At 60.7% G+C, this 25782-nt stretch carries 22 protein-coding genes; 20 read left to right on the plus strand and 2 right to left on the minus strand.

Annotated features, from left to right (window positions below; all coding sequences use genetic code 11):
* Nucleotides 1-128: 128 nt before the first annotated feature.
* The 16 genes from glnE to ACA057_RS02330 all read left to right on the plus strand — a co-directional run bounded on the left by glnE (nucleotide 129) and on the right by ACA057_RS02330 (nucleotide 19083).
* Nucleotides 129-3068, plus strand: coding sequence for a bifunctional [glutamate--ammonia ligase]-adenylyl-L-tyrosine phosphorylase/[glutamate--ammonia-ligase] adenylyltransferase (glnE, locus tag ACA057_RS02255; RefSeq protein ID WP_497345617.1), 2940 nt, complete (start codon nucleotides 129-131; stop codon nucleotides 3066-3068).
* 192 nt (nucleotides 3069-3260) lie between these two features.
* Nucleotides 3261-4295 carry a lipopolysaccharide heptosyltransferase II gene (gene waaF, locus ACA057_RS02260; protein WP_497345619.1) on the plus strand — a complete coding sequence of 345 codons (1035 nt, stop codon included), beginning with the start codon at nucleotides 3261-3263 and terminating at the stop codon, nucleotides 4293-4295.
* 1 nt (nucleotide 4296) lies between these two features.
* Complete coding sequence (gene waaC / locus ACA057_RS02265; RefSeq protein ID WP_497345621.1) at nucleotides 4297-5358, plus strand: lipopolysaccharide heptosyltransferase I; 1062 nt, start codon at nucleotides 4297-4299, stop codon at nucleotides 5356-5358.
* Nucleotides 5358-6479 carry a glycosyltransferase family 4 protein gene (locus ACA057_RS02270; RefSeq protein WP_497345623.1) on the plus strand — a complete coding sequence of 374 codons (1122 nt, stop codon included), beginning with the start codon at nucleotides 5358-5360 and terminating at the stop codon, nucleotides 6477-6479. The genes waaC and ACA057_RS02270 overlap by 1 nt, the downstream gene beginning before the upstream one ends.
* Nucleotides 6479-7285 carry a lipopolysaccharide core heptose(I) kinase RfaP gene (gene rfaP / locus ACA057_RS02275; RefSeq protein ID WP_497345625.1) on the plus strand — a complete coding sequence of 269 codons (807 nt, stop codon included), beginning with the start codon at nucleotides 6479-6481 and terminating at the stop codon, nucleotides 7283-7285. The genes ACA057_RS02270 and rfaP overlap by 1 nt, the downstream gene beginning before the upstream one ends.
* A complete protein-coding gene (locus tag ACA057_RS02280; RefSeq protein ID WP_497345627.1) occupies nucleotides 7285-8019 on the plus strand; it encodes a lipopolysaccharide kinase InaA family protein in 735 nt (244 codons plus the stop codon). The genes rfaP and ACA057_RS02280 overlap by 1 nt, the downstream gene beginning before the upstream one ends.
* Nucleotides 8016-8768 carry a lipopolysaccharide kinase InaA family protein gene (locus tag ACA057_RS02285; RefSeq protein WP_497345629.1) on the plus strand — a complete coding sequence of 251 codons (753 nt, stop codon included), beginning with the start codon at nucleotides 8016-8018 and terminating at the stop codon, nucleotides 8766-8768. Before ACA057_RS02280 ends, ACA057_RS02285 begins: the two co-directional genes overlap by 4 nt.
* Nucleotides 8768-10219 (plus strand): lipopolysaccharide kinase InaA family protein, encoded by a 1452-nt coding sequence (locus ACA057_RS02290; RefSeq protein WP_497345631.1) that lies wholly within the window; start codon nucleotides 8768-8770, stop codon nucleotides 10217-10219. Before ACA057_RS02285 ends, ACA057_RS02290 begins: the two co-directional genes overlap by 1 nt.
* 230 nt (nucleotides 10220-10449) lie before the next feature.
* Nucleotides 10450-10785, plus strand: a complete 336-nt coding sequence (locus tag ACA057_RS02295; RefSeq protein WP_497345633.1) for a YceK/YidQ family lipoprotein — start codon at nucleotides 10450-10452, stop codon at nucleotides 10783-10785.
* 175 nt (nucleotides 10786-10960) lie between these two features.
* The gene (locus ACA057_RS02300; RefSeq protein WP_401362411.1) at nucleotides 10961-12718 is read left to right on the plus strand and encodes a carbamoyltransferase family protein; all 1758 of its coding nucleotides are present in this window, start codon (nucleotides 10961-10963) and stop codon (nucleotides 12716-12718) included.
* The gene (locus tag ACA057_RS02305; protein WP_497345635.1) at nucleotides 12702-13832 is read left to right on the plus strand and encodes a glycosyltransferase; all 1131 of its coding nucleotides are present in this window, start codon (nucleotides 12702-12704) and stop codon (nucleotides 13830-13832) included. The genes ACA057_RS02300 and ACA057_RS02305 overlap by 17 nt, the downstream gene beginning before the upstream one ends.
* Nucleotides 13832-14728, plus strand: coding sequence for an antimicrobial resistance protein Mig-14 (locus ACA057_RS02310; RefSeq protein ID WP_497345637.1), 897 nt, complete (start codon nucleotides 13832-13834; stop codon nucleotides 14726-14728). Before ACA057_RS02305 ends, ACA057_RS02310 begins: the two co-directional genes overlap by 1 nt.
* An 8-nt stretch (nucleotides 14729-14736) precedes the next feature.
* Nucleotides 14737-16167, plus strand: a complete 1431-nt coding sequence (locus ACA057_RS02315) for a PIG-L deacetylase family protein (protein WP_497345639.1) — start codon at nucleotides 14737-14739, stop codon at nucleotides 16165-16167.
* Nucleotides 16164-17120 (plus strand): glycosyltransferase family protein, encoded by a 957-nt coding sequence (locus tag ACA057_RS02320; RefSeq protein ID WP_497345641.1) that lies wholly within the window; start codon nucleotides 16164-16166, stop codon nucleotides 17118-17120. Before ACA057_RS02315 ends, ACA057_RS02320 begins: the two co-directional genes overlap by 4 nt.
* A gap of 39 nt (nucleotides 17121-17159) precedes the next feature.
* Entirely contained in the window at nucleotides 17160-17927 is a 768-nt protein-coding gene (locus ACA057_RS02325; protein WP_497345643.1) for a glycosyltransferase family 2 protein, read from the plus strand.
* Nucleotides 17928-17931: 4 nt separating this feature from the next.
* Nucleotides 17932-19083 carry an O-antigen ligase family protein gene (locus ACA057_RS02330; RefSeq protein WP_497345645.1) on the plus strand — a complete coding sequence of 384 codons (1152 nt, stop codon included), beginning with the start codon at nucleotides 17932-17934 and terminating at the stop codon, nucleotides 19081-19083.
* Between the two features lie 42 nt (nucleotides 19084-19125).
* Here ACA057_RS02330 and ACA057_RS02335 read toward each other — a convergent pair whose 3' ends face one another.
* Nucleotides 19126-19767: a BUD32 family EKC/KEOPS complex subunit gene (locus ACA057_RS02335; RefSeq protein WP_497345647.1), complete on the minus strand. Its 642-nt coding sequence runs from the start codon at nucleotides 19765-19767 to the stop codon at nucleotides 19126-19128.
* 115 nt (nucleotides 19768-19882) lie between these two features.
* Here ACA057_RS02335 and msbA point away from each other — a divergent pair, with 115 nt between their 5' ends.
* The 4 genes from msbA (at nucleotide 19883) to hldE (ending at nucleotide 24704) form a co-directional block, all read left to right on the plus strand.
* Nucleotides 19883-21685 carry a lipid A export permease/ATP-binding protein MsbA gene (gene msbA / locus ACA057_RS02340; RefSeq protein ID WP_497345649.1) on the plus strand — a complete coding sequence of 601 codons (1803 nt, stop codon included), beginning with the start codon at nucleotides 19883-19885 and terminating at the stop codon, nucleotides 21683-21685.
* Between the two features lie 189 nt (nucleotides 21686-21874).
* Nucleotides 21875-22579, plus strand: coding sequence for a sulfotransferase family 2 domain-containing protein (locus ACA057_RS02345; protein WP_497345651.1), 705 nt, complete (start codon nucleotides 21875-21877; stop codon nucleotides 22577-22579).
* Nucleotides 22572-23177, plus strand: a complete 606-nt coding sequence (gene cysC / locus ACA057_RS02350) for an adenylyl-sulfate kinase (RefSeq protein WP_497345653.1) — start codon at nucleotides 22572-22574, stop codon at nucleotides 23175-23177. The genes ACA057_RS02345 and cysC overlap by 8 nt, the downstream gene beginning before the upstream one ends.
* Before the next feature lie 102 nt (nucleotides 23178-23279).
* A complete protein-coding gene (gene hldE, locus ACA057_RS02355; protein WP_401362442.1) occupies nucleotides 23280-24704 on the plus strand; it encodes a bifunctional D-glycero-beta-D-manno-heptose-7-phosphate kinase/D-glycero-beta-D-manno-heptose 1-phosphate adenylyltransferase HldE in 1425 nt (474 codons plus the stop codon).
* A 101-nt stretch (nucleotides 24705-24805) separates the two neighbouring features.
* On the opposite strand, the gene ACA057_RS02360 is transcribed toward hldE, so the two are convergent.
* Entirely contained in the window at nucleotides 24806-25774 is a 969-nt protein-coding gene (locus ACA057_RS02360; RefSeq protein WP_497345655.1) for a metal ABC transporter ATPase, read from the minus strand.
* Nucleotides 25775-25782 lie beyond the last annotated feature (8 nt).

Here is a 25782-nt window from a genome sequence, read left to right on the forward strand (position 1 = left end):
AGCTTGATGCTGTCTGCCAAAAATAAAGAAAATTCAGCTATTTCTAACCTTTGTTCGACAGTCGATCACGTAGTGCTTTTCGCAGAATCACTACATGCAGCCCTCTACACGCCGATCAAGGATAGACCATGAGCCTCCCTTCGCTTGCCCAACTGCCCGGCATTCTCCTGCCGTTTGTCACCCGTGCCGAGCAGTCGTTCCGCGCAGCGGTCGCAGCGCTTGAGAATGACCATGGCCTGTCCAGCTGGACGCCTGAACGCTGGGCGCAATTCGCCCGCGTCACCGCCGCCAGCGACTTCGTGATTGAACAGAGTGTGCGTGACCCCGTCATGTTGCTGGAGCTGGTGCAGTCCGGCGAACTGGACCGCAGTTTTGCCCCCGGCGAACTGTGCGCACAGATTGCCGCCGTGGTAAGCGCGGCTGAAACCGACGACGAACTCGGTCGGGCCCTGCGTCGCCAGCGCGCACGCCACCAGGTGCGGATCATCTGGCGCGACCTGAACCGCCAGGCAGACCTGGTGCAGACCTGCCGCGACCTCTCGGACATGGCCGATGCGAGCATCGATCAGGCCTATCAGTGGTTGTACGCGCGGCATTGCCAGCAGTTCGGCGTGCCCACCGGTCGGCGCAGCGGCGAGCCGCAGCAAATGGTCATTCTTGGCATGGGCAAGCTCGGCGCGGTCGAGCTGAATCTTTCCTCGGACATCGACCTGATTTTCGCTTACCCCGAAGGTGGCGAAACCGTTGGGGTGAAACGCTCGCTGGATAACCAGGAATTTTTCATTCGCCTCGGCCAGCGCCTGATCAAGGCACTGGACCCGATGACCGTCGATGGTTTTGTGTTCCGCGTCGACATGCGCCTGCGGCCGTACGGCTCGGCGGGCGCATTGGTGCTGAGCTTCAATGCGCTGGAGCAGTACTACCAGGATCAGGGCCGGGACTGGGAACGCTACGCGATGATCAAGTCGCGCGTGGTGGCCGGCGACCAAGTGGCCGGCGCGCAATTGCAAGAGATGCTGCGCCCCTTCGTTTACCGGCGTTACCTGGATTTCTCGGCCATCGAAGCGCTGCGCACGATGAAGCAGCTGATCCAGCAGGAAGTCCGGCGCAAGGGCATGGCCGATAACATCAAACTTGGCTCCGGTGGCATTCGGGAGGTGGAATTTATCGCCCAGGCCTTCCAGCTGATTCACGGCGGTCGCGACCTGAGTTTGCAGCAACGTCCTCTATTAAAAGTACTGAGCACGCTCGAAGGTCAGGGTTACCTGCCGCCGGCGGTGGTCAGCGAGCTGCGCGAAGGTTACGAATTCCTGCGTTACACCGAACACGCCATCCAGGCGATCGCCGACCGCCAGACGCAGATGCTGCCGGACGGCGCGCAGGATCAGGCGCGCATTGCCTTTATGTTGGGTTTCGACGATTGGGCGGCGTTCCATGAGCGGCTGATGTATTGGCGCGTTCGCGTGGCGTGGCACTTTGGCCAGGTGATTGCCGATCCCGATGAAGAAGAGGGCACCGAAAGCGAAGTGGTGGTTGGCGGCGAATGGCTGCCACTGTGGGAAGAGGCGCAGGATGAAGAGGCGGCATGTCGTCAGTTGGAGGAGGGCGGTTTCGCCGATGCCAGCAAAGCGCTGAAAGCCTTGGCGAGTTTGCGCGGCAGTCCACAGCTGCGGGCGATGCAGCGACTGGGCCGCGAACGCCTCGATGCCTTTATTCCGCGCTTGCTGGCGCAAGCTGTGGAACACGCCAATCCTGATCTGGTGCTTGAGCGCGTGCTGCCACTGGTTGAAGCGGTGGCCCGTCGTTCTGCGTATCTGGTGTTGCTGACCGAGAACCCCGGCGCGCTGCGACGCTTGCTGACTTTGTGCGCCGCCAGTCCGTGGATCGCTGAGCAGATCACTCGTTTCCCGCTGCTGCTCGATGAATTGCTTAACGAAGGTCGGTTGTTCAAGCCGCCGTTGGCGCCAGAACTGGCCGCCGAATTGCGCGAGCGTTTGACGCGGATTCCCGAGGACGACCTTGAGCAGCAAATGGAAGCCCTGCGCCATTTCAAACTGGCGCACCGCTTGCGGGTCGCCGCCTCGGAAATCGCCGGCAGCCTGCCATTGATGAAAGTCAGCGATTACCTGACCTGGCTGGCTGAAGCGATCCTCGAGCAAGTCCTGGCCCTGGCCTGGCGCCAGACCGTGGCCAAATACGGCACGCCGCTGCGCACCGACGGCACTTTGTGCGATCCGGGTTTCATCATTGTCGGTTATGGGAAAGTCGGCGGGCTGGAACTCGGGCATGGTTCGGACCTGGACCTGGTGTTCATCCACGACGGCGACCCGCAGGCTGAAACCGACGGGGCGAAACCGATCGATGGCGCGCAATTTTTCACCCGGCTCGGGCAGCGGATCATTCATTTGATTACTACCCAGACCAACTCCGGTCAGCTGTATGAAGTCGACATGCGCCTGCGGCCGTCCGGTGCGTCGGGCTTGCTGGTGAGTTCGGTGGGCGCGTTTGCCCGGTATCAGGAACACGAAGCGTGGACCTGGGAACATCAGGCTTTGGTGCGGGCGCGGGTGCTGGTGGGCAGTCAGGATGTCGGCCAGGCGTTCGAGAAAGTGCGCGCGGCGATTTTGGGCAAGCCGCGCGACCTGCCGACCTTGCGCCAGGAGGTCAGCGAGATGCGCGCCAAGATGCGCGATAACCTTGGTAGCAAGAGCACCGCGGCCGGCACCGCGGCAAATGCCTTCGAGGCCACGGCGCCGTTCGATCTCAAGCAGGACGCCGGAGGTATCGTCGATATTGAATTTATGGTGCAATACGCGGCCCTGGCGTGGTCGCAAACGCACCCGTCATTGCTGCGCTGGACGGACAATATCCGCATTCTGGAAGGGCTGGAACAGGAAGGGCTGATGCCCGCCGAAGACGCCAGTCTGTTGCGCGAGGCCTATAAAGCCTACCGCTCCGCCGCGCATCGGCAAGCGTTGCAGAAGGACGCCGGGGTGATACCGGGCGACCAGTTCGCGGACGAACGACGGCAGGTATTGCGGATCTGGCGCGAACTGGGGCTAAGCTGAACTGGAAATTGAAACACCCAATACCCAGTGTGGGAGCGAGCCTGCTTGCGATGAGGCCGTCACATTCAACCTTTATGGTGACTGTCACGCAGCTATCGCGAGCAGGCTCGCTCCCACAGTAGATCTGCAGTGTTTTGTAGAATTCTCGAGGCGGGGAGGCGTATGCCTCCCCGGTTCGTTTTTGGAAACCACATGAAAATTCTGATCGTTGGGCCCAGTTGGGTCGGTGACATGGTGATGGCGCAGACACTGTTTCAGTGCCTGAAACAACGCCACCCGCAATGCGAAATCGACGTGCTGGCCCCCGAGTGGAGCCGGCCGATTCTTGAGCGCATGCCCGAAGTGCGCCAGGCCTTGAGCTTTCCGCTCGGCCACGGCGTTCTCGAGCTGGCGACCCGTCGGCGCATCGGCAAATCCCTGGCCGGTCAGTACGACCAGGCGATCCTGTTGCCCAACTCCCTGAAGTCGGCGCTGGTGCCGTTCTTCGCCGGCATCCCGAAGCGCACCGGCTGGCGCGGCGAATTCCGCTACGGCCTGCTCAACGACGTGCGCACGCTGGATAAAGAACGTTATCCGCTGATGATCGAACGCTTCATGGCCCTGGCTTACGAGCCAGGCGTCGAGTTGCCGACACCGTATCCACGGCCGAGCCTGCAGATCGATCCGGTGACCCGCGAGGCGGCACTGGCCAAGTTCGACCTGACCCTCGATCGCCCGGTGTTGGCGCTGTGCCCCGGTGCCGAGTTCGGCGAATCCAAGCGTTGGCCGTCCGAGCATTACGCCAAGGTCGCCGAAGCGAAGATCCGCGAAGGCTGGCAAGTCTGGCTGTTCGGTTCGAAAAACGATCACGCCGTCGGCGAAGACATCCGCTCGCGGTTGATTCCCGGTTTGCGCGAAGAATCGGTGAACCTCAGCGGCGGCACGTCCCTGGCCGAAGCCATCGACCTGATGTCCTGCGCCGACTCGGTGGTGTCCAACGACTCGGGCCTGATGCACGTCGCCGCTGCGCTGAATCGCCCATTGGTGGCGGTGTACGGCTCGACGTCGCCGGGCTTCACGCCACCGTTGGCCGAGCACGTCGAGATCGTGCGCCTGGGCATCGAATGCAGCCCGTGCTTCGACCGCACGTGCCGCTTCGGTCATTACAACTGCCTGCGCCAACTCATGCCGCAAGCGGTGAACGAAGCCTTGCAGCGGTTGCAGGGCACTGTGGTCGAGGTCAAATAGTTTGCGGGTTCTGCTGATCAAGACTTCTTCGCTGGGCGATGTGATTCACGCATTGCCGGCGTTGACCGACGCGGCGCGGGCAATCCCCGGCATCACGTTCGACTGGGTGGTGGAAGAAGGCTTCGCCGAAATCCCGACCTGGCACCCGGCCGTGGGCAAGGTGATTCCGGTGGCGATCCGTCGCTGGCGCAAGAACATCTGGCAAACCATCAAGAGTGGCGAGTGGAAGCGCTTCAAGCAAAGCGTTCGCGCCACGAAATACGATTTGGTGATCGACGCCCAGGGCCTGCTGAAAAGCGCCTGGCTGACCCGTTATGTCAAAGCCCCGGTGGCCGGCCTCGATAAAAGCTCTGCGCGGGAGCCGATCGCCGCGCGCTTCTATGATCGACGTCTGGCGGTTGCCCGTGGTCAGCACGCCGTCGAACGCGTGCGCCAATTGTTCGCCATCGCGCTGGGCTACGACTTGCCCAAAGGCCTGGGCGATTACGGCCTGAGCGTCGATCGCCTGGTGGAATTGCCGCGCAAGAATCCTTACGTGCTGTTCCTGCACGGCACCACGTGGGACACCAAGCACTGGCCTGAAGCCTATTGGCGCGAGTTGGCCGAACGCGTCGGCTATCTGGGCGTCGGGGTCAAACTGCCGTGGGGCAACGCGGTCGAGAAAGCCCGGGCCGAGCGCATCGGCAAAGACATGAAACACGTCGAAGTGCTGCCCAAGCTGAACCTGGCCGGCGTCGGCAAAGTGCTGGCCGGTGCGCAAGCCTGCGTGGCGGTGGACACTGGCCTCGGTCATCTGGCCGCAGCGCTGGACGTGCCGACGCTGTCGCTGTTTGGCCCGACCAACCCGGGCCTGACCGGCGCCTATGGCAAATCGCAGATTCACATCGCCAGCGATTTCCCCTGCGCGCCGTGTATGCAAAAGAAATGTACGTATCAACCGACGGCCGAAGATGCCCGTCGGTTTGACCTTAAACGCGAGTGGCCCCTGTGCTTCACGCGTCTGAATCCCGAGCGTGTCGCGACCCGACTGAGCACGTTGTTACTGGCTGAGGAGCTGCGCTGATGCAATTGGCATTCGTCTTGTACAAGTACTTTCCATTCGGGGGCTTGCAGCGTGACTTCATGCGCATCGCCCTGGAATGCCAGGCACGCGGCCACCAGATTCGCGTCTACACGCTGATCTGGGAAGGCGATATTCCCCCGGGTTTCGAAGTGTTGGTGGCACCGGTCAAAGCGTTTTTCAACCATCGACGCAACGAGAAACTCAGCGAGTGGATGGAGGCGGATCTGGCCAAGCGTCCGGTGGACCGTTTGATCGGTTTCAACAAGATGCCGGGCCTGGACGTCTACTACGCCGCGGATGGCTGCTTCGAAGACAAGGCGCAGAACCTGCGCAATTCGCTGTACCGGCGCTGGGGCCGCTACCGGCATTTCGCCGAGTACGAGCGCGCGGTGTTCGCCAAGGACGCCAAGACCGAAGTGCTGATGATTTCCGAAGTCCAGCAGCCGCTGTTCATCAAGCATTACGACACCCCGCTGGAACGCTTTCATCTGCTGCCGCCGGGCATCTCCCAGGACCGTCGCGCGCCGCCGAATGCCGCCGAGATTCGCGCCGAATTCCGCCGCGAATTCAACCTGAAGGACGATGAACTGTTGCTGGTGCAAATCGGCTCCGGGTTCAAGACCAAGGGCGTGGATCGCAGCCTCAAGGCACTGGCCGCATTGCCCGCCGATCTGAAGAAACGCACCCGGCTGTTTGTAATTGGCCAGGACGACCCCAAATTATTCCAGATGCAGAGCGCCACACTGGGGCTCGGCGACAACGTGACGTTCCTCAAGGGCCGCAGCGATATCCCGCGTTTCCTGCTCGGCGCCGATCTGTTGATCCACCCGGCGTACAACGAAAACACCGGGACCGTGTTGCTCGAAGCCCTGGTGGCCGGCTTGCCGGTGCTGGTGAGCGCGGTGTGTGGTTACGCCCATTACATTGCCGAGGCCGATGCCGGCCTGGTGCTGGACGAACCGTTCGATCAGGCACAACTGACGCAATACCTGACCGGCATGTTGAACGACGCTCAAGCACGGGCGGCCTGGAGCCGCAACGGTCTGGCTTATGCCGAGACGGCCGACCTCTATAGCATGCCGCAGCACGCGGCCGATGTGATTCTGGCGGAGCACGCTTAATGAAGTTGATGCTGGCTGAACCGTTCAAGAGCCTGTGGGCCGGACGCGACCCGTTCGCCGAAGTCGAGGGCTTGCAGGGCGAGGTGTACCGTGAACTGGAAGCGCGCCGTACGTTGCGCACTGAAGTGAACGGCAATGGATTCTTCGTGAAGATCCACCGTGGCATAGGCTGGGGCGAGATCTTCAAGAACCTGCTCACCGCCAAGCTGCCGGTACTCGGTGCCGGCCAGGAGTGGAAGGCCATTCAGCGCCTGCAAGAAGTCGGCGTGCCCACCATGACCGCCGTGGCTTACGGTGAAAAGGGCAGCAACCCGGCGGATCAGCACTCGTTCATCGTCACCGAAGAACTGGCACCTACCGTCAGCCTCGAAGACTTCAGCATCGACTGGGTCAAGCAACCGCCCGAGCCAAAGCTCAAGCGCGCCCTGATCGCCGAAGTCGCACGCATGACGGGCATGATGCACCGCGCCGGGGTCAACCATCGCGACTGCTACATCTGCCACTTCCTGCTGCACACCGACAAGCCGGTGACGGCCGATGACTTCAAGCTCTCGGTGATCGACCTGCACCGCGCCCAGACCCGCCCGGCGATCACCCAGCGCTGGCGCAACAAGGACCTGGCGGCGCTGTATTTTTCGGCGCTGGACATTGGCCTGACCCGTCGCGACAAGCTGCGTTTCCTCAAGGGCTATTTTCAAAAGCCCCTGCGCCAGATCCTCGGCGAAGAAGCCGGGTTGCTCGCCTGGCTCGAAGGCAAGGCCAACAAGCTGTATGACCGTAAACAGCGATACGGGGACGCGCTCTAATGCCGGGTTGGAGACTTGAGCCTGCTTACAGCGAGCTGGCAGAAGATTTCGGCAGTCTTGAAGCGGTGTTTGCGCTTCAGGGCGAACGTCTGACCCGTGACCCGTTGTCCGAGGTCATTCGTGTCGAGCGCAATGGCGTCAATTATTACGTCAAACGCTACGTCGGTGCCGGCAAAGGCCTGCGCCGCTACCTCGGCAAGCCGCGGGTGAAAATGGAATGGCAGAACCTCAAGCGTTTTGCCAAGTGGGGCATTCCCACTGCCGAAGTGGTGGCCTGGGGCCTGGAGCGGCGTGGCGCGGCTTACGATCGTGGGGCGATGATCACCCGTGAACTGCCGCATACCGAAGACTTGGCGGTCCTGGCAGAACGGCATGATCCGAAACTGGCTGACCGCGCCTGGGTCGACAACATCAGTCGGCAACTGGCCGGCTACACCCGAACCATGCATGACCACCGCTTTACCCACAACGATTTGAAGTGGCGCAACCTGCTGATCGACGATCAGGCCCGGTTGTTCCTGATCGACTGCCCCAACGGCGATTTCTGGCGTGGCTTCTGGCTCAAGTACCGCATCACCAAGGACCTGGCGTGCCTCGACAAGGTCGCCAAGTATCACCTGTCGGCCACCCAGCGGTTGCGCTTCTACCTGCAATACTGCCAACGGCCCCGGCTCAATGCGGCTGACAAAAAACGCATTCGGCACGTGGTGAGATTCTTCGAGGGACGTGAATGACTGATTTTCTGGCGGCCGAAGACCGTGCGCTCCTTGAGCGTCACGGCCTCGGCACTTTCGACGCACTCTGGGCCAAACAGCTCGACGCTGTGGATGAGCCCAACACGGCGCGCGGTGGCTGGAGCAGTGTGTTCCGGCTGGTGCTGGAAGGTCATGGCTACTACCTCAAGCGCCAGAGCAATTACCAGATGCGCACCCTGCATGCGCCGTTTGGCGAACCCAGTTTTGCCCGCGAATTCCGCAACATCAGCCGCTATGAAAAGCTCGGCATTCCAGCGTTGAAGGCGGCCTTCTTCGGTGAGCGCAAGGTCGACGGCGAAGTCCGGGCGATTCTGCTGACCCGTGCCCTGGATGGCTGGGATGACCTCGATTCGTTGTTGCAGCGCTGGACTGAACTGAGCGCGGCGCAGCATTCGGCGATTCTCAAAGCCTGTGGCCAACTGGCTCGACGCCTGCACGGCGCGCGTCAGGTTCACGGCTGCTTTTACCCCAAACACATTTTTCTCCAGGCCACCGGCGACGGTTACCTGGCCCAGCTGATCGACCTGGAAAAGACCCGGCCATTGCTGTTCGGTCAGCGTGACCGGGTCAAGGATCTGGAGCCGCTACTGCGTCGCTCACCCGAGTGGAGCCAAGCGCAGCTGCGCGAGTTGTTGGCTACCTACCTGGATCAATCGCCGGACAGTTCGCTGATCGATCACTGGCTGGTGCGACTGACCGCGCGGCGCAGTCACAAGGAGACGCGCTGATGCGTTTGTCGGAACTTAAAAACGCGGGCCGCAGCCCGGGCCTGCCACTGAATATTCCCCTGGCCGATGCCGCCGGGCCTGCCGAATTGCAGTTGCTCAGTTTGTTGCGAGTATTGCCCGGCCAGCGTTACGTCGGTGCCGGCGTCTGGCGTGGCCGGCCGGTGCTGGCCAAGTTGTTGGTCGGCAGTAAAGCGGCGCGGCATTTCCAGCGGGAACGCAACGGTGTGCATTTGCTCGCCGCCCAGGGCCTGACCACGCCGCAACTGTTGGCCGACGGCCTGAAGGACGGCGAGGGCGGCTGGCTGCTGTTCGAATTCATCGAGGGCGCCGAAAGCCTTGGCGAAACCTGGAAACGGGTCGAGCATTTGCCGGTGCTGGCGGATATGCAAGGGGCTATGCTGGCCGAGGCGCTGGGCGCTATTGGCCAAATGCATCGCAAGGGGCTCTGGCAGGAAGACTTGCACCTGGACAACCTCTTGCGCCAGCGCGGTCGGTTGTATTTGATCGATGGCGGCGGCGTCTGCTCCGAAACCCCAGGCCAGCCGTTGTCGCGGCAGAAAGTCCTGGAAAACCTCGGGGTGTTTTTTGCCCAGTTGCCCAAGTCGCTGGAACCGTTTACCGAAGAATTGCTGGTGTATTACCTGCTGAGCAACGGCGAACATGCCTTGCCGATGGAAGCGTTGCAGAAGCAGATCGACAAGGTGCGCAGCTGGCGCCTCAAGGACTACCTGATCAAGATCGGTCGCGAATGCACGTTGTTCAGCGTCCAGCGCGGCGCGTTCGGTTTGCGCGCGATTCGGCGCGAGGAAGAGGCGGCGATGCTGCCAGTGCTGGAACAGGCCGATGCCTTGCTCGATCAGGGCCATCTGTACAAGACCGGCGGCGCGGCGAGCGTCGGCAAGGTCGAGGTGGACGGCCGTACGCTGGTGATCAAGCGCTACAACATCAAAGGGTTTGCTCACTGGCTCAAACGCTTCTGGCGTCCGAGCCGTGCCTGGCATTCCTGGCGCGAAGGCAATCGCCTGGCGTTCCTCGGTATCGCCACGCCCAAACCCCTGGCGTTGCTGGAGAAGCGTTTCCTGTGGTTGCGCAGTCGGGCCTATCTGATCACCGAGCACCTGTCGGGCCCGGACATCATCGAACACTTTGCGCCGTACGTTGAGAGCGGCGCCGCGCCCGAGGCTGAATTGCTGGCGCTGGATCATTTGTTTGCCGAGCTGATTCGCGAACGGATCAGTCATGGCGATTTCAAGGGCCACAACCTGTTCTGGCAGCAGGATCGCTGGGCGCTGATCGACCTCGATTCGATGTGTCAGCACGGTTCACTCAGCAGCTTCGCCCCGGCGTATGCGCGGGATCGGGCGCGGTTCATGCGTAACTGGCCTGAAGGCAGCGCTCTCTATCAAGTCATCGATCAGCGACTTCCCAAAGACATCTCTAGCGCTGCCTGAATCCCAATCGCGAGCAGGCTCGCTCCCACAATGAGTCTCGGTCGAACACAAACACTGTGTCCACTGAAGATCAAATGTGGGAGCGAGCCTGCTCGCGATGAGGCCAGAACAGCCAATGAAGATTAAGGGACACGTTCTTATGAACCGTCCTACATGATCTTGAGAAGCCATGAACTGTGCCCTGAATAGCCACGATGCTAGCTTGCCGAGACGTTCTCGGAGGGCTGGTCTTGACTATAAAAATGGCAATGTCGTTGGGCGCTTTATCACTGGTTCTGGCAGGCTGCGGAACCGTCTCTACGGTGTTGCAGGATGACGCCTCAGCGGCCCAGGGGCTGCGAAAACAAAAAACCTATTGCCAGTCCATCCCCCGCGTCTACAGCGGCCTGGCCTACGACTTCTGCGTGTTGAATGCGCCGCCGGACCCCACCGGCATGCTCGTGCCGTTCGTTCTACTGGACCTGGCCTTGTCTGGCGTCCTGGACACGGCTGTTTTGCCGTACACCCTTTATCGGCAGGGGGTCGATGGCAATATCGGCATTTACTGGAGGTCGACGCGCGGTTGAACCGAGGCGAACGCCTGCGCTCGAAGCGCATCTTCAGGGCGCTGATAACCGTAGGGTCATTCCCGTCATGTTTACGCTATAATCCCGCCCTTTAGCTGTCTCTCGCCACTTGCGAGGGCACATTAATTTTTGAGGCGCCCTGCGCCTGCATGCAGACTAAAGAGGCTAGACCCCTGTGGCATTGACGATTCTTGGCCTGTCCGGCGCCCTTAGCCATGATCCTTCCGCAGCCCTGTACATCGACGGCAAGCTGGTCGCGGCGGCTGAAGAAGAGCGCTTTGTGCGCGATAAACACGCAAAGAACCGCATGCCTTACGAGTCGGCGAAATTCTGCCTTGAACAGGCAGGCATCAAGCCGTCCGACGTTGATGTCGTGGCCATTCCATTTGCCCCGATCAGTCTGTTCGGCAAGGCTCGCTGGCACTACGCCAAGCGTTACTGGTACGCCCCGGACCGCGCCCTCGACGCGATCCTGATGGGCAACCGTCGCTACAAGCGCTATCGCAACAAGATTGTCTGGTGCCTCGAGCAACTGGGCTTCGATCCGAAAAAAATCAAGATCGAACCCGTCGAGCACCACCTGGCCCACGCCTCCAGTGCTTACCACTGCTCCGGTTTCAAAGAGAAAACCGCGATCCTCGGGATCGATGGCAAGGGTGAGTACGCCACGACCTTCTTCGGTTACGGCGAAAACGGCAAGATCCACAAGATCAAGGAATTCTTCGATCCAGACTCCCTCGGCGGCCTGTACGGCGCAATCACCGAGTTCCTCGGTTTCGAGATGCTCGACGGTGAGTTCAAGGTCATGGGCATGGCGCCGTACGGCGATGCCAGCAAATACGATTTCTCGCGCCTGGCCTCGTTCGAGAACGGCGAGCTGGTGATCAACACCGACTACGCCAACGTCATCGGCCTGCGTCGTTATAAAGAGAAGGGCAAGGGTTTCTACTTCTCGCCGAAGCTGATCGAGTGGCTGGGTCCGAAGCGCGAAGGCGACATCGCCGACGAGCCGTACATCCATTACGCCGCGAGCATGCAAGCGCTGTTCGAAAAGATCGCGCTGCAGATGATCGACTTCTACCTGGGCGACGTGCTCAAGGAAACCGGCAAGCTGGCTTACGCCGGCGGCTGTGCGTTAAACGTCAAGCTCAACCAGAAAATCATCGCGCGCGATGACGTCAAGGAACTGTTCGTCCAGCCGGCGTCCGGCGATGCCGGCACTGCGGTCGGCGCGGCGGCTTATGTGTCGCACGCCCGTGGCGTGCCGGTAGAGAAGATGGAACACGTCTACCTCGGCCCGTCGTACACCAACGAAGATGTGCTGGCAGCGTGTGCTCGTCACCCGAGCAAGCCGGTATGGCGCAAGCTTGAAAACATGCCGGAAAACATCGCCAGGATCATGGTCGATGGCAACCCGGTAGCCTGGTTCCAGGGACGCATGGAGTTTGGTCCACGCGCACTGGGCGGTCGTTCGATCATTGGTTGCCCGAGCGCCACGGGCGTGGCTGACCGGATCAACCACCAGATCAAGTTCCGCGAGCGCTGGAGGCCTTTCTGCCCGTCGATGCTCGACACCGTCGCGCCGCAGATGATCAAGATCGATCACCCGGCGCCGTTCATGACGTTCACTTTTGAAGTGGCGGAAGAATGGAAAACCCGCGTGCCGGAAGTCGTCCACGAAGATGGCACGTCCCGGGCCCAGGTGCTCAAGCGCGAATACAACCCGCGCTACTACGACATGATGAAGGCGCTGGAAGTGCTGACCGGCAACGGCGTGTCGCTGAACACCTCGCTCAACCGTCGTGGCGAACCGATGATCTGCTCGCCGACGGATGCCCTGAACATGTTCTTCGGTTCCGATCTACAGTACCTGATCATGGAAGACATCCTGGTGGTCAAAGAGGGCGCGGACGCATATGACACGCTCGGCTGAACGCCATGTGTTGCAGTTCTGCCACGGCTATGACGGGCCGTTTCTGGACTGCGCCCGGCAGTACGCCAGCCTGTTTGCGGGGACCGGTTATCGCGTGACCACGGTGTTTCTGACCGGGGCCGCCGATGCCGGTGTTGCCGCCAACTGCGCGTCCGATGAAGTGCTGTTCATGGAATACAGCTCCAAGGCCATTCGTGGCCTGAAGCTGGGCGCCATCGGCGATCTGCGCAAGATCGCCGCTTCACGCAATTTCAGTTTCTGCATTGCTCACCGTTTCAAGCCGATCTACATCGCCTTGCTCGGCACGTCCCTGCCGGTGATTGGTGTGCATCACGCCTTTGGCGATTACCAGCGCGGCACGCGCAAACTCTTCGCTAATATCTTCCGCAAGCGCCTGAGCCTGCTCGGGGTGTCCGACGCGGTGCGCGACGACATGCGTCGTTGCCTGCCGAAGTGGCCGGCCGCACGAATCCAGACGCTGTATAACCGTATCGACGTGCAAGGCTTGCAAGACAGTCAGGTGTCGGTACGCGAAGCCCGGGAAACCCTCGGCTTGTCGATGGATGCCTGGGTTGTCGGCAACGTCGGCCGGCTGCATCCGGATAAGGACCAGTCCACCTTGCTGCTCGGTTTTGCCGCGGCGTTACCTGGGTTGCCGGCCAACAGCCAATTGGTGATTCTGGGTTCGGGGCGGCTGGAGCAGGAACTCAAGGCCCAGGCGCGTGAGCTGGGTATCGGTGATCGCGTGCTGTTTCTCGGCCAGGTTCCCGACGCTCGACGTTACTTCCGGGCGTTCGATGTGTTTGCCCTGAGCTCCGACCACGAACCGTTCGGCATGGTGCTGCTGGAGGCCATGGCCGCCGGTGTGCCATTGCTCGTCACCGCGTGTGGCGGGGCCCGGGAAGTGGTCGAAGGCGTGGGCATTCTGTTCCCGCTGGGCGATGTCGAACATTTGGCTCAAGGGCTGCAACACCTGGCCGCGATGGACGAGCAGCAACGTCACCAGTGCGCCGAGCTGATGCTCGACCGCTTGCGTGAGCGCTTCTCCGATCGTGCGGTGCGCGAAGCTTTCTGGCGTTTGCCACACGTTACCGAACTGGCGCCGAGGGGCTGATGCTCAACCGATTTCAAGGCTGGCGCGAACGTGGCTGGGCGGTAACCGACGCCTCGACCTATGCCGAGGCCTGGCAGCGATATGGCGGCAGTGTCGCGACTCATCCGATGGTGGTCGAGCGGCTGGCGCAATTGGCCGACATCCCTGTGCGCTACCTGGCCTGGGAGCAAAACGGTGACGTCAAAGCCGCGATCCCGACCTGGGGCCGTGACCTTGCGTTGTCCAAGGATGTGCTCAAGCGCCGCGGTAAAAAAGGCCTGTTTGATCTGGGTAATGCCGAGCTCATCCTGCCGGCCGCTGCGGATGCACAAGCACCGTTGCGTCATCACGCACGCTATCTGTCGGCGCTGAACGAAGGTCGGTTTACCGGCATCAAGTTGCAGGCCGAACAACTGGCCATGGCCCGTACACCCGAAGAACTGTCGAAGAAATTTCGCTACAACCAGCGCCGCGAGTTGCGTTTGCTGGAAGAGGCGGGCGGCGTCGTGCGGCCAGTTGCCGAGTTTTCCAGCCGTGAGCTGGCGGCCATCTATTGCGATCTGTTCCAGCGCCGCTGGGGTTTTCCGGCGACGGGTGCCGAGCGTATGGCCGAGGTCATCGAGTTGCTGCGCGAGTTGCTGATCGGCTCGGTGATTTTCCTCAACGACGCGCCGATCGCGACCCAACTGGTGTACCGCGTCGAAACGCCGGAATGGATCAGCGTCGAGTACATCAATGGCGGCGTCGATCCCGAAACCCGCGATTTCAGCCCTGGCAGCGTGCTGAGCTTTCTCAATACCCAAAGCGCCTGGGAGCATGCCCGGGCGTTGGACAAACCGTTGCGCTTCTCCTTCGGTCGCGCCGACCGGGAATACAAGGATCGCTGGTGCAACCCCGTGCCGGTCTTCACCGTATGAGTCAGCCCATGAGCCGCAAACAGCAACTGCTCAAGCGCCACCGGCGCAACAAACGCATTGGCCTGCTGATCGCGCTGGCGCTGTTGATTGCCACCGGTGTCTTGGTGGCCTGGTGGTTGCCGCTGGTGTTGGCGGTGCTGGGCTGGATCGCCCACGAGGCCTGGTTCGCCGACCATTTGTTTTATTCCCCGAAAGACGATTATCAGTACAGCTTTCCGCCGTACACCCAGCAGCCCAAGGTGCACCTGGACGGCGAGCGTTTGCGCCTGGACGACGGCGTAATGCTGGTTGATGACGCCACACTGATCCTGGCGTTGCGCATTAAAAGCACGTGGCTGGGACGCTTTTTCGACCCTGTTGTCGAGTTGTCGGGCGGCGAAAACCCCGACCGCCAAGCCTTTGAGCGGGGTACCGACGGCCTGCGTTATCTCAACCTCAGTGGACAGGCGCAGGTACTGTCCAAAGGTGAATTGCGCCTGCGTGGGCATTTCTGCCGATTGCTCGGCGAGCCGGTGCTGTGGGCGTTCGAGCATCCGGATTACAGCCGTCAGCGGGTGATGGTGATCGCGCCGCATGCCGACGATGCCGAACTGGCCGCATTCGGCTTGTACAGCAGCACCGAGCAAAGCTGGATCGTGACCCTGACCGCCGGTGAAATCGAGGCCGAGCACTATCAGCAGATGGGGCTCAAGGGTGTCGAAGCGTCACGGTTGAAAGGTTCACTCCGCGCCTGGGACAGCGTCAGCGTGCCCTTGTGGGGCGGCGTGCCTCAGGAGCGCTGTGTTCAGTTGGGCTACTTCTGCCTGCAACTGCCCGCCATGCAGAGCGCGCCCGCCGAGGCGGTGGCATCCCGAGAGGCAGAGCTGGCCGATACGCGATATTTCCGGCGCTTCAACCCGTTTGCCTTGGGCAGTGACGTTGATGGCGTGCCGTCGTGGAATAATCTGCTCGCCGACCTGGTCGAGCTGATCGAGCGCATTCAGCCCCAGATCATTGTTTTGCCACATCCGCGCTTCGACCCGCACCCAGACCATCTATGCTCTCAGCAGGTGGTGATGCAGGCCCTGGGTTTTACCACTTGGCAGCCCGACACCTTATTGCATTACGCCAACCATCTGCACGACAACGATCGCTGGCCAATGGGCGATGCCGGCACGGGCGTTGCCCTGCCGCCACAGCTCGGTGCACATGAGCCGTTGCGACCCTGGGCACTTGGATTGTCGCCGGAAAAGCAGTGGCACAAGGCTATGTCGTTGGGCATGATGCACGACCTTCAGCCCCGACTTCCCCTCAAGCGCCTGCTGCGCCGGATGATTCAACGTTGCCTGGCGTCCCGACGCTGGCCGGCGTACGGCGAAAACGAGTTCTTCCGTAAAACGGTGCGCCGCCACGAGCTGTTCTGGGTTCAAGAGCTGTCTGGAAAGAGAGAGACCAATTGAAAGTTCTGTTTCTGGTGCAGAAAGAGCAGCGAGCGATTCTCGACCGACTCTATGACGGTATCGCCGAGCAGTGCGACTGCGACAAGCGCGAATTGACCAGTGAGGAGCAGGACAACTTGCGTGGGTACTTTCGCAAGCATGTCGATGTGACCCGCTACGACCGGATCGTTTTCTTCCTGCGCTTCAAAAAGGAAATCAGACAGGTGAGGTTCATACAGACCCTGCCCAATCTGGTTATTCTCGAACACGATGCGTACCAGAATTACATCCCGTGCAAATACACGGGCAAGTTCAGCGCCCATTACCGCAAGCTGCCGTGGGCGCGGGTGATCAGCTCGGGTTACACGGTCAGTCAGCGCTTGAGTGATGAAGGTTTTGACGCGCATTTCGTGCCCAAGGGCTACGATCAGGCGCTGTTGCAAAACCGCCAGCGCGAGCGGGATATCGAATTGGGTTTTGTCGGCAGTCTCAACAGCGTGGCGTATGCCGGGCGCAAGGCGATGCTCGAATCCGTGGCCGAAGTCGAGAATCTGCTGATCACCCGCACCAAGTCGGGTGAAGAATACTGCGAGACGTTGAGCCGGATCCGCTATTTCGTGAGTGCCGACGTCGGCATGGGCGAATACATGATCAAGAATTTCGAGGCCATGGCCTGTGGTTGTGTGTTGTTTGCTTACGATCAAGGGGTAGAAGAAAATCGCGCGCTAGGCTTCGTCGATATGCACAACATCGTGCTCTATCGAACGCGCGAGGAACTCAGCGAAAAACTGGCCGTGTTGCGCGGATCCCAGCAGCTGACCGAGGCCATTTCATTGGCCGGGCAGGCTCTGGTGGAGCAGCGTTACACCTTCCGGGCCGTAGGGCATGCGATTGTCGACGCGTTGCGTGCGCCGCTGCGCGAGCATGTACCGCTGGGCTGGAAAGAAAAACTACGCTTGTCGCTTGGGCTGTGAGGCCAGGCTTTCAAATCACTTAGGGTGCGGTGTACATAAATGCTGTTCAGCGAGACTAGCGACATTTCCGTTGTCATCACCAGTTGCGGTCGCTTCGATCTGTTGACGCGAACCCTGGAGACGTTTGACCGGTTCAATACGGCTCCCATCCGTCATGTGTTCATTACCGAGGACTCCGGCGACAGTGCCGTCGAGGCCTGCATTCCTGAACACTGGCGGGCGCATACCCGGTTTTTCATCAATAAACCGCGTTTGGGTCAGTTGCGCTCCATCGATGCCGCCTATGCCGAGGTGCAGACGTCGTGGATTTTCCACTGCGAAGACGACTGGGATTTTTACCGCGAAGGCTTTATCGAAGAGTCCCAGTGCCTGCTGGAAGAAGACCCGCAGGCACTCCAGGTGTGGCTGCGCAGCTTCAATCACGACCTGATGGTCCACAGCCCTTATGTGTTCCTGAACGAACGCAAAGTCAGCCATGGCATTCCGTTCTACATGCTGGGCTCGCACAAGGCTGAGTGGCAGGGGTTTTCCTTTAACCCTGGGCTGCGCCGCCGTGCGGACTACCTGTTGCATGCACCGTATTCCGCGTTTTCCGGAGAGAAAGAGCTGTCGCGCGTGTATGCCGATGAAAACCGCTACGCGTTGATTCTGGAAAACGATGCGGTGCTGCACACCGGTTTCGGTGAGCACGTGGAGGTGCCCAAGGAACGCGAAAACAAGTTGCGGCGTAAACGTCTCGATCGGATAAAACTGGTAGCGGCTCTTATTCTCGGTTTGGCATTAGGTTGGGTACTCCATGGAATCTAGTGTCATGAAGCCCGGGAAGGTCACCGTCGCGTCGTATTTCGGAACGGTGCTCTGTCTGTTTCTGTTGAGCTTTGTGGTGGGTTGGTCGTCGAAGTGGACCAACAACCTGTTCTACGGCCTGATGGTATTGCCGGGCTTGTTTTTCCTGATCAAGGAACGAGGCGCGGGGCTGCTCAAGCAACCCTTGGCGTGGGGCTGGCTGGCGTTCATTGCGTGGTTTCTGGTGCCGGCATCGATTGCCGGTCATTTGCAGTTCTTCAAACACGTGTTCTACGTACTGATGTTCGTCATGGTGATCGGGGCTTTCACCGATCCGCGGTTTTTCCGCAGCCCGGCGTTTGTCCGGGCGCAGTTCTGGGTGTTGGCGCTGTATATCTTCGGCTGCGCACTCTACAGCTGGATAACCGGCCAATACGCCGTCGGCAGCCGGGTGGACCTCCTTCCGGGGCGCTTGCAGAACGTGATTTATGCGAGCATCTGGCTGCTCTGCGCGATGGCAATGGCGTTGCCAATCTGGTTCAGGGAGCGACGGTTGATCGAAGGTGGCCTGGCCATCGTCCTGTCGGTGTTTGCGGTGGTCTTCGTGCTACAGACCCGCACGGCATTGGTAGGCGTCGTGTTCCTGTTGGGTCTCTGGTTGCTTTACGGGATCTACCATAGGCCACGGCTGGTGGGCGGTGCCGTGGCGATCAGTCTGGTGGTCCTGGGCGTGCTGTTCCTGCTCGTGCACAACGAAGCCTGGTACCAGTCGCTCTGGACGCGAGGCGATTCTTACCGCATCGAAATCTTCGAGATCATGGTCGGTGAATGGCGTAACTGCGGCTGGCTACTGGGCTGCGGCATCAATTTCCATACCGCGCAGCTGCTCGACGGCTGGATGCCGATCCAGCATCCGCACAATATTTACGTGGCGTTGGGGCTGTACAGCGGCGCGGTGGCGTTGGCGCTGTTTATCGGGCTGATGGTGGCCACGCTTTGGCAGGCCTGGCGTTTGCAGGATATCTGGGGCATGTACCTGGCGTGTGCACTGGTGATGCTGAACTTCGATGGCAGCTTGCTGATCGGCAACCCTGACGAGCTGTGGCCGCTGGTGTTGTTGCCGGCGGCGATGATTCTTGGGCGAGTGCTGAAGGCGCAGCGTACGACGCTGGCGTAATGCCTGGCCTTCGCGTCCTCCCCGGAGGCGAAGGCGGTCCGGTCATTTTTGCAGGGCGATGCTCAGTTCTTCCGGGGAGCAGATGCTCTGGGTCTGGCCATAATTGCGCATGAAGACTTCGCCGCTACGGTCGAGCAACCATTGCCGATCCTGCGGATAGCGCACCATATGCTTGAAGTTGCGCAGGCGCAGGGTTTTGCGCAACGGACGGCGATACACCCGCATATCGGCAATGTCGATCAGGCCCAACTGATGCTCGGGCGTGAGCACGATGTTGCCCAGGTGCGCCGAACGGAAATAGATCCCCCGCTCATGCAACGTGGCCATGAAGACCCCCAGCTGGCCGCGCAGCGGATCGGCATCGCCCTGCACATCCAGCAACTGACGCAGGGTCTGGCCCGGAAGCGGGTCGTAATGCACGGCATCGCGCGCGATGCTCGGGATGCGGTAGACCTGGCGAATCGACGGGCAGGGAATGTGCCGTTCACGCAACGCATCGCAGTTGTCGGCAAAGCGTTTGGCGTACGGGTACCAGGCGGCCGACGTCAGCAGGCGCTTGCGGCGAAACAGTTTGAGTATCGAACCGTCCGTCAACCGCAGAACCTTGTCCCCCGAACCATCCGCTTCAAGGACTTGTGCTCCCTCGCGCAGGGCGAGATATCGGGTGTGATCAAGCGCTTGCATCAATACTCCGGGGTGGACGCCATGAGGCATGGATAGCCGGCCATGTTACCGCAGCTCAGCGACTAAAATGGCCTGTGTTACACTCGCGGGCTCTTTTCTCATACAACGGGTTCTCATGACCAGCCCTGAATCGCCTGCGCCGTCGAGCTTGAAGATTTACCTGCGCCTGCTGACGTATGTGCGTCCGTACTGGGGCATGTTTGCCCTCAGTATTGTCGGCTTTGTGATTTTTGCCTCGACGCAGCCCATGCTGGCCGGGATCCTCAAGTATTTCGTCGACGGTTTGAGCAATCCCGAAGCGGTGCTCTTCCCCACTGTTCCTTATCTCAAAGACTTGCAGTTGCTGATGGCCGTGCCGTTGCTGATCATCCTGATCGCCGCATGGCAAGGCCTGGGTTCTTTCCTGGGTAACTACTACCTGGCGAAGGTGTCGTTGGGGCTGGTGCATGACCTGCGCGTCGAGCTGTTCAACAAGTTGCTGGTATTGCCCAACCGTTATTTCGACACCCACAACTCCGGGCACCTGATTTCGCGCATTACCTTCAACGTGACCATGGTCACCGGTGCCGCCACGGATGCCATCAAAGTGGTGATTCGTGAAGGCCTGACGGTGGTGTTCCTGTTTGCCTACCTGTTGTGGATGAACTGGAAACTCACCTTGGTGATGCTGGCGATCCTGCCGCTTATTGCAATCATGGTCAGCAGCACCAGCAAGAAATTCCGCAAGCAGAGCAAGAAAATCCAGGTGGCAATGGGCGACGTGACTCACGTGGCCTCGGAAACCATCCAGGGCTATCGCGTGGTCCGCAGCTTCGGTGGCGAGCGCTACGAAGAGCAGCGCTTTGCCGCCGCCAGCCAGGGCAACACCGACAAGCAATTGCGCATGACCAAGACCGGCGCGGTCTACACGCCGATGCTGCAACTGGTGATCTACACCGCCATGGCGGTGCTGATGTTCCTGGTGCTGTTCCTGCGTGGCGACGCCACCGCTGGTGACCTGGTGGCGTACATCACCGCGGCAGGTCTTTTGCCCAAGCCGATTCGACAGCTGTCGGAAGTCAGTTCGACCATCCAGAAAGGCGTCGCCGGTGCCGAGAGCATTTTCGAGCAATTGGACGTCGAGCCCGAAGTCGATAACGGCACCGTCGAGCGCGATCGCGTCAGCGGCCACCTTGAGGTGCGTAACCTGAGCTTCACGTACCCGGGCACCGAGCGTGAAGTGCTGAAGAACATCAGCTTTACGGCGGCGCCGGGGCAGATGATCGCCCTGGTCGGTCGTTCCGGCAGCGGCAAGTCGACGCTGGCCAGCCTGATTCCACGTTTCTATCACCACGACATCGGCGAAATCATGCTCGATGACGTGGAAATCGAAGACTATCGCCTGCGCAATCTGCGCCGCCATGTGGCGCAGGTGACACAGCATGTGACGCTGTTCAACGACACCATTGCCAACAACATCGCCTACGGTGATCTTGCCGGCGCCCCCCGTGCCGACATCGAAAAAGCCGCCAAGGATGCCTACGCGATGGACTTCATCGCCGAAATGCCAGAAGGCCTGGATACTCAGGTCGGCGAAAACGGCGTGCTGCTTTCCGGTGGCCAGCGTCAGCGCCTGGCGATTGCCCGGGCCTTGTTGAAGAACGCACCGTTGCTGATTCTCGACGAGGCCACTTCGGCGCTCGATACCGAATCCGAGCGGCATATCCAGGCGGCGCTGGACCAAGTCATGAAAGGGCGCACCACCCTGGTGATTGCTCACCGCCTGTCGACGATCGAGAAGGCTGACCTGATTCTCGTCATGGACCATGGCGAAATCGTCGAGCGCGGCACCCACGCTGAGCTGTTGGCGCAAAACGGCTACTACTCGCGACTGCACGCGATGGGCCTGGACGAACCGGTCACCGCCGGTATCGCCTGACTCTGATCAGAGAGGGCGAGCCTGGCTCGCCCTCCGCACTCCCGGCGTGCAATGCGCTGGGTGATTTGTATCCATATCGTTACCCGTCTTGACCAAACCTGAATAAAACTCCGCACCGCGCTTGTTAAGGTTCCTGAACGAATCTTTGACTTCAATCGAGGGAGCCATCCCCTTCGCGCGGGTACTGCAATGTTGCAACGTTATCTCTGGAAGCTATTGCCCAAGTCGCAACGGCAATTCTTGCTGGGGCGGCTGTCGGTCGTGGACCGTCAGGTGGTGAACAAGTCGATGTCGGCCAATCTGCATTTCCCGCCGCCCTTCGCGCAACGTTCCTGCCTGTTCATCCACGTTCCCAAATGCGCCGGCAGCAGCGTGTGTGCCGCGCTGTTCGATGGCTGGAGCCCGGGGCACGTGCCGTTGTATTGGTACGAGCAGCAATTTCCCAAGCAGTTTGCCGACAGTTTCAAGTTCGCCTTTGTCCGCGATCCTCTGGAAAGGGCGTACTCGGCCTACGCCTTTCTGCGGGGCAATGACTTGAGCCAGCGTGATCAAGCTGCGCAAAAACTGGTCAGCCACTACCGCGACTTCGACGATTTCGTGAGTCGCTGGCTGCACCCTGAAACGATCCACCGGCAACTGCATTTCGCCGCGCAAACGGATTTTCTCACGGACTCTTTCGGTCACCTGGCACTCGACTTCATTGGTTATCAGGAACACCTGGAGCGGGATTTCCGCTTGGTGTGCGAGCAGTTGGGGCACGCCGTGCTGTTGCCGCGTATCAACAGCACGCAGCACAGGAGTTCGATGCCTGTGCGTGATTTCTGTTCGACGCGTACCCGGCGGCTGGTGCGGCGGGTGTATCAGCGCGATTACGAGATGCTGGGTTATGAATGAAGCAGTGGCGATGTCCATCTCTCGGATCAGGCCCTATCAGTTATCGCTATCGAGCAGCGAGCGGGCCGCGCTCAAGTCGCAGCGCCCGCGTTGCCTCTGGCTGACCGGGTTATCCGGGGCGGGCAAGTCGACACTGGCCAATGCCCTTGAGGTGCAACTCAATCAGCTGGGGCTGCACACGTTCGTGCTCGATGGCGACAACCTGCGTGCGGGCCTTTGCCGGGATCTGGGAATGGGCGATGAGAGTCGCAAGGAGAACATCCGGCGCATGGCCGAGGTGGCGCGCCTGATGGTCGATGCGGGCCTGATTGTGATTGTTGCGGCGATCTCTCCGTTCCGCGCAGAACGTGAAGCGGCGCGTCGGTTGTTCGCCGAGGGTGATTTCATCGAGGTGTTTGTGAGCACGCCGTTCGCGGTGTGTGCGCAACGCGACCCCAAGGGCTTGTACCAGGCGGCCCGGGAAGGACGCATCAAGGATTTCACCGGTATCGACAGTCCGTATGAGGCGCCGTTGCGTGCAGAGTGTGAAATTGACACGCAGGCGTTGGAAATGCGCGAGGCCTGCCAGCGGTTATCCGCTTTCCTGATCAATAAATGAGCAGAAACCCCGGTTGAATCATCCCATTGCAGCTGTCACACAAGCCCACGCCAACCCTGTGTTAATATCGCGCCCCTGTTCATTTTGTATGTGGGTTGCTCCATGAAGTTGTCCATGCCGCGATTCGATCAAGCCCCTGTCTTGGTGGTCGGCGATGTCATGCTCGACCGTTACTGGCATGGTGGTACCTCACGGATTTCCCCTGAGGCGCCGGTACCGGTAGTCAAGGTCGAGCAAATCGAGGACCGTCCGGGCGGTGCCGCCAACGTTGCGTTGAACATTGCCGCCCTCGGTGCCCCGGCCTCGCTGGTTGGCGTGACCGGCGACGATGAAGCCGCCGACAGCCTGGCCAATAGCCTCAAGGGCGCTGGCGTACGGGCGATGTTCCAGCGCATCGCGCACCAGCCGACCATCGTCAAGCTGCGGGTCATGAGCCGTCACCAGCAACTGCTGCGTATCGACTTCGAAGAACCGTTCGCCACCGACGCCCTGGCGCTGGGGGTACAGGTCGACGAATTGCTCGAAGGCATCAAGGTGCTGGTCTTGTCCGACTACGGCAAAGGCGCGCTGAAAAACCATCAGGTGCTGATCCAGGCCGCCCGTGCCCGTGGCATTCCGGTGCTGGCCGATCCCAAGGGCAAGGATTTCTCGATCTACCGCGGTGCGAGCGTGATCACGCCGAACCTCAGCGAATTCGAAACCATCGTCGGCGGTTGCGCCGATGAGCACGAGCTGGTGAGCAAAGGCGCGAAGTTGATGCACGACCTCGACCTCGGCGCGTTGCTGGTGACCCGTGGCGAACACGGCATGACCTTGCTGCGTCCGGATCATCCGGCGCTGCACTTGCCGGCCCGTGCCCGTGAAGTGTTCGACGTGACCGGTGCCGGCGACACGGTAATTTCCACCCTGGCGGCAGCGATTGCCGCGGGTGAAGAACTGCCCCACGCGGTGGCCCTGGCCAACCTGGCGGCAGGCATCGTGGTCGGCAAACTCGGTACGGCGGCCATCAGCGCGCCGGAACTGCGTCGCGCCATCCAGCGTGAAGAGGGTTCCGAGCGCGGTGTGCTGGGCCTTGAGCAGCTGTTGCTGGCGGTCGACGATGCGCGTGCGCACAAAGAGAAAATCGTCTTCACCAACGGCTGCTTCGACATCCTGCATGCCGGTCATGTGACCTACCTCGAACAGGCGCGGGCCCAGGGCGATCGCCTGATCGTTGCGGTCAACGACGATGCCTCGGTGAGCCGCCTGAAAGGGCCGGGCCGTCCGATCAACAGCGTCGACCGGCGCATGGCGGTACTGGCCGGTCTGGGCGCTGTCGACTGGGTGATCAGCTTCCCCGAAGGCACCCCGGAAAACCTGCTGCGCGAAGTCAAGCCGGACGTGTTGGTCAAGGGTGGGGACTACGGGATCGAACAAGTCGTTGGCGCGGACATCGTGACCGCATATGGCGGGACCGTGAAAGTGCTGGGGCTGGTGGCAAACAGCTCGACGACCGCGATTGTCGAAAAAATCCGACAGTCCGAGTGAAGCCATAAAAGATCGCAGCCTCGTTTCACTCGACAGCTCCTACAAGAATTCGCATTTCAATGTAGGAGCTGTCGAGTGAAACGAGGCTGCGATCTTTTGCTTTAAGAGCTGACTTTCTTGCGCGGCACGATTTTCTTCAGCAGTTGCTTGGCTTTCCCGCGTAGCCGGGCCAGGCCCGAATCCTTTCCTGGTGGGCTCAAGCCCTGTTGCCGCACCCAATCCTTCCAGCGAATCCGCTCATCGCGCACCAGCCAGCCTTCCTGCCGGGCAAAACTCTCGGCCAGGTACAACCCGCGCGTACTCGCCGGGTACAGCTGATCCTTCTTCAAGGTATACAGCTCGGCCAGCGGCTGGCCGTCCTGCAACGGCATCAAATACAAATCGGGGCGTTTGCGATCGAGCCGGGCCACCAGTTGATCGCCTTCCAGTCGCTCGTCGACATGGAACAGACTCAGGGATTTGGCTTCCTTGGGCACGTCCAGGCGCAAGTCATAAATCAATTGCAACGACGCTGTGGGTAAGTGCACGTAAGCGCGTGGGCGTTCGATCAATTGCATCTTGGCGCAACGCACTGGTCGCGCCGAACCGGACAACGGTGTCAGGCGAAAGGGCAGCGCTTCACGGTAATGCAAGGCGGACGAGTAGGGCGCCGGTAGCCAGGTGTCGTTGAAGCGTCCGCCGAGCCAGCCTTCCGGGGTCTCCAGCAGGCATTCTTCGGCAATCTCCTGGATCGCCGTGTGCAGCGGCAGGTTCAGCTCATGGGCCGGCACGTAACCGGAGATCAGCTTGAGCACCACATCGCCACGGTCCTGCCGCCGCTGACGCACCAACACCCAGTAATCGCGATTCTGCCAGTGCAGGGTCAGGCGCACCGAGACCCCGAGGTTGGCCAGCTCCAGGGCAAAACGCTCAGTGTCGTCCACCGCCACCGGGCGACGGCGTTGCAAGGTCTGGGAGAAATTCAGCGGCATCCCGACGCTCTGGTAGCTCAGGCCTTCGGGAGTCGCTTCGACGTACAACGGCAGGGTCTTGAAGTTGCTCGGGTTCTTTCTTATGAGCGTACGCGGCATGTCGGCTC

The sequence above is a fragment of the Pseudomonas sp. LBUM1661 genome, from assembly GCF_059695925.1.

What these genes read in the sequence shown, in the direction of transcription:
- glnE (WP_497345617.1), top strand. Translation starts at nt 129, where the DNA reads ATGAGCCTCCCTTCGCTTGCCCAACTGCCCGGCATTCTCCTGCCGTTT.
- waaF (WP_497345619.1), top strand. Translation starts at nt 3,261, where the DNA reads ATGAAAATTCTGATCGTTGGGCCCAGTTGGGTCGGTGACATGGTGATG.
- ACA057_RS02270 (WP_497345623.1), top strand. Translation starts at nt 5,358, where the DNA reads ATGCAATTGGCATTCGTCTTGTACAAGTACTTTCCATTCGGGGGCTTG.
- rfaP (WP_497345625.1), top strand. Translation starts at nt 6,479, where the DNA reads ATGAAGTTGATGCTGGCTGAACCGTTCAAGAGCCTGTGGGCCGGACGC.
- ACA057_RS02280 (WP_497345627.1), top strand. Translation starts at nt 7,285, where the DNA reads ATGCCGGGTTGGAGACTTGAGCCTGCTTACAGCGAGCTGGCAGAAGAT.
- ACA057_RS02285 (WP_497345629.1), top strand. Translation starts at nt 8,016, where the DNA reads ATGACTGATTTTCTGGCGGCCGAAGACCGTGCGCTCCTTGAGCGTCAC.
- ACA057_RS02290 (WP_497345631.1), top strand. Translation starts at nt 8,768, where the DNA reads ATGCGTTTGTCGGAACTTAAAAACGCGGGCCGCAGCCCGGGCCTGCCA.
- ACA057_RS02305 (WP_497345635.1), top strand. Translation starts at nt 12,702, where the DNA reads ATGACACGCTCGGCTGAACGCCATGTGTTGCAGTTCTGCCACGGCTAT.
- ACA057_RS02310 (WP_497345637.1), top strand. Translation starts at nt 13,832, where the DNA reads ATGCTCAACCGATTTCAAGGCTGGCGCGAACGTGGCTGGGCGGTAACC.
- ACA057_RS02315 (WP_497345639.1), top strand. Translation starts at nt 14,737, where the DNA reads ATGAGCCGCAAACAGCAACTGCTCAAGCGCCACCGGCGCAACAAACGC.
- ACA057_RS02325 (WP_497345643.1), top strand. Translation starts at nt 17,160, where the DNA reads ATGCTGTTCAGCGAGACTAGCGACATTTCCGTTGTCATCACCAGTTGC.
- ACA057_RS02330 (WP_497345645.1), top strand. Translation starts at nt 17,932, where the DNA reads ATGAAGCCCGGGAAGGTCACCGTCGCGTCGTATTTCGGAACGGTGCTC.
- ACA057_RS02335 (WP_497345647.1), bottom strand. Translation starts at nt 19,767, where the DNA reads ATGCAAGCGCTTGATCACACCCGATATCTCGCCCTGCGCGAGGGAGCA.
- msbA (WP_497345649.1), top strand. Translation starts at nt 19,883, where the DNA reads ATGACCAGCCCTGAATCGCCTGCGCCGTCGAGCTTGAAGATTTACCTG.
- ACA057_RS02345 (WP_497345651.1), top strand. Translation starts at nt 21,875, where the DNA reads ATGTTGCAACGTTATCTCTGGAAGCTATTGCCCAAGTCGCAACGGCAA.
- cysC (WP_497345653.1), top strand. Translation starts at nt 22,572, where the DNA reads ATGAATGAAGCAGTGGCGATGTCCATCTCTCGGATCAGGCCCTATCAG.
- hldE (WP_401362442.1), top strand. Translation starts at nt 23,280, where the DNA reads ATGAAGTTGTCCATGCCGCGATTCGATCAAGCCCCTGTCTTGGTGGTC.
- ACA057_RS02360 (WP_497345655.1), bottom strand. Translation starts at nt 25,774, where the DNA reads ATGCCGCGTACGCTCATAAGAAAGAACCCGAGCAACTTCAAGACCCTG.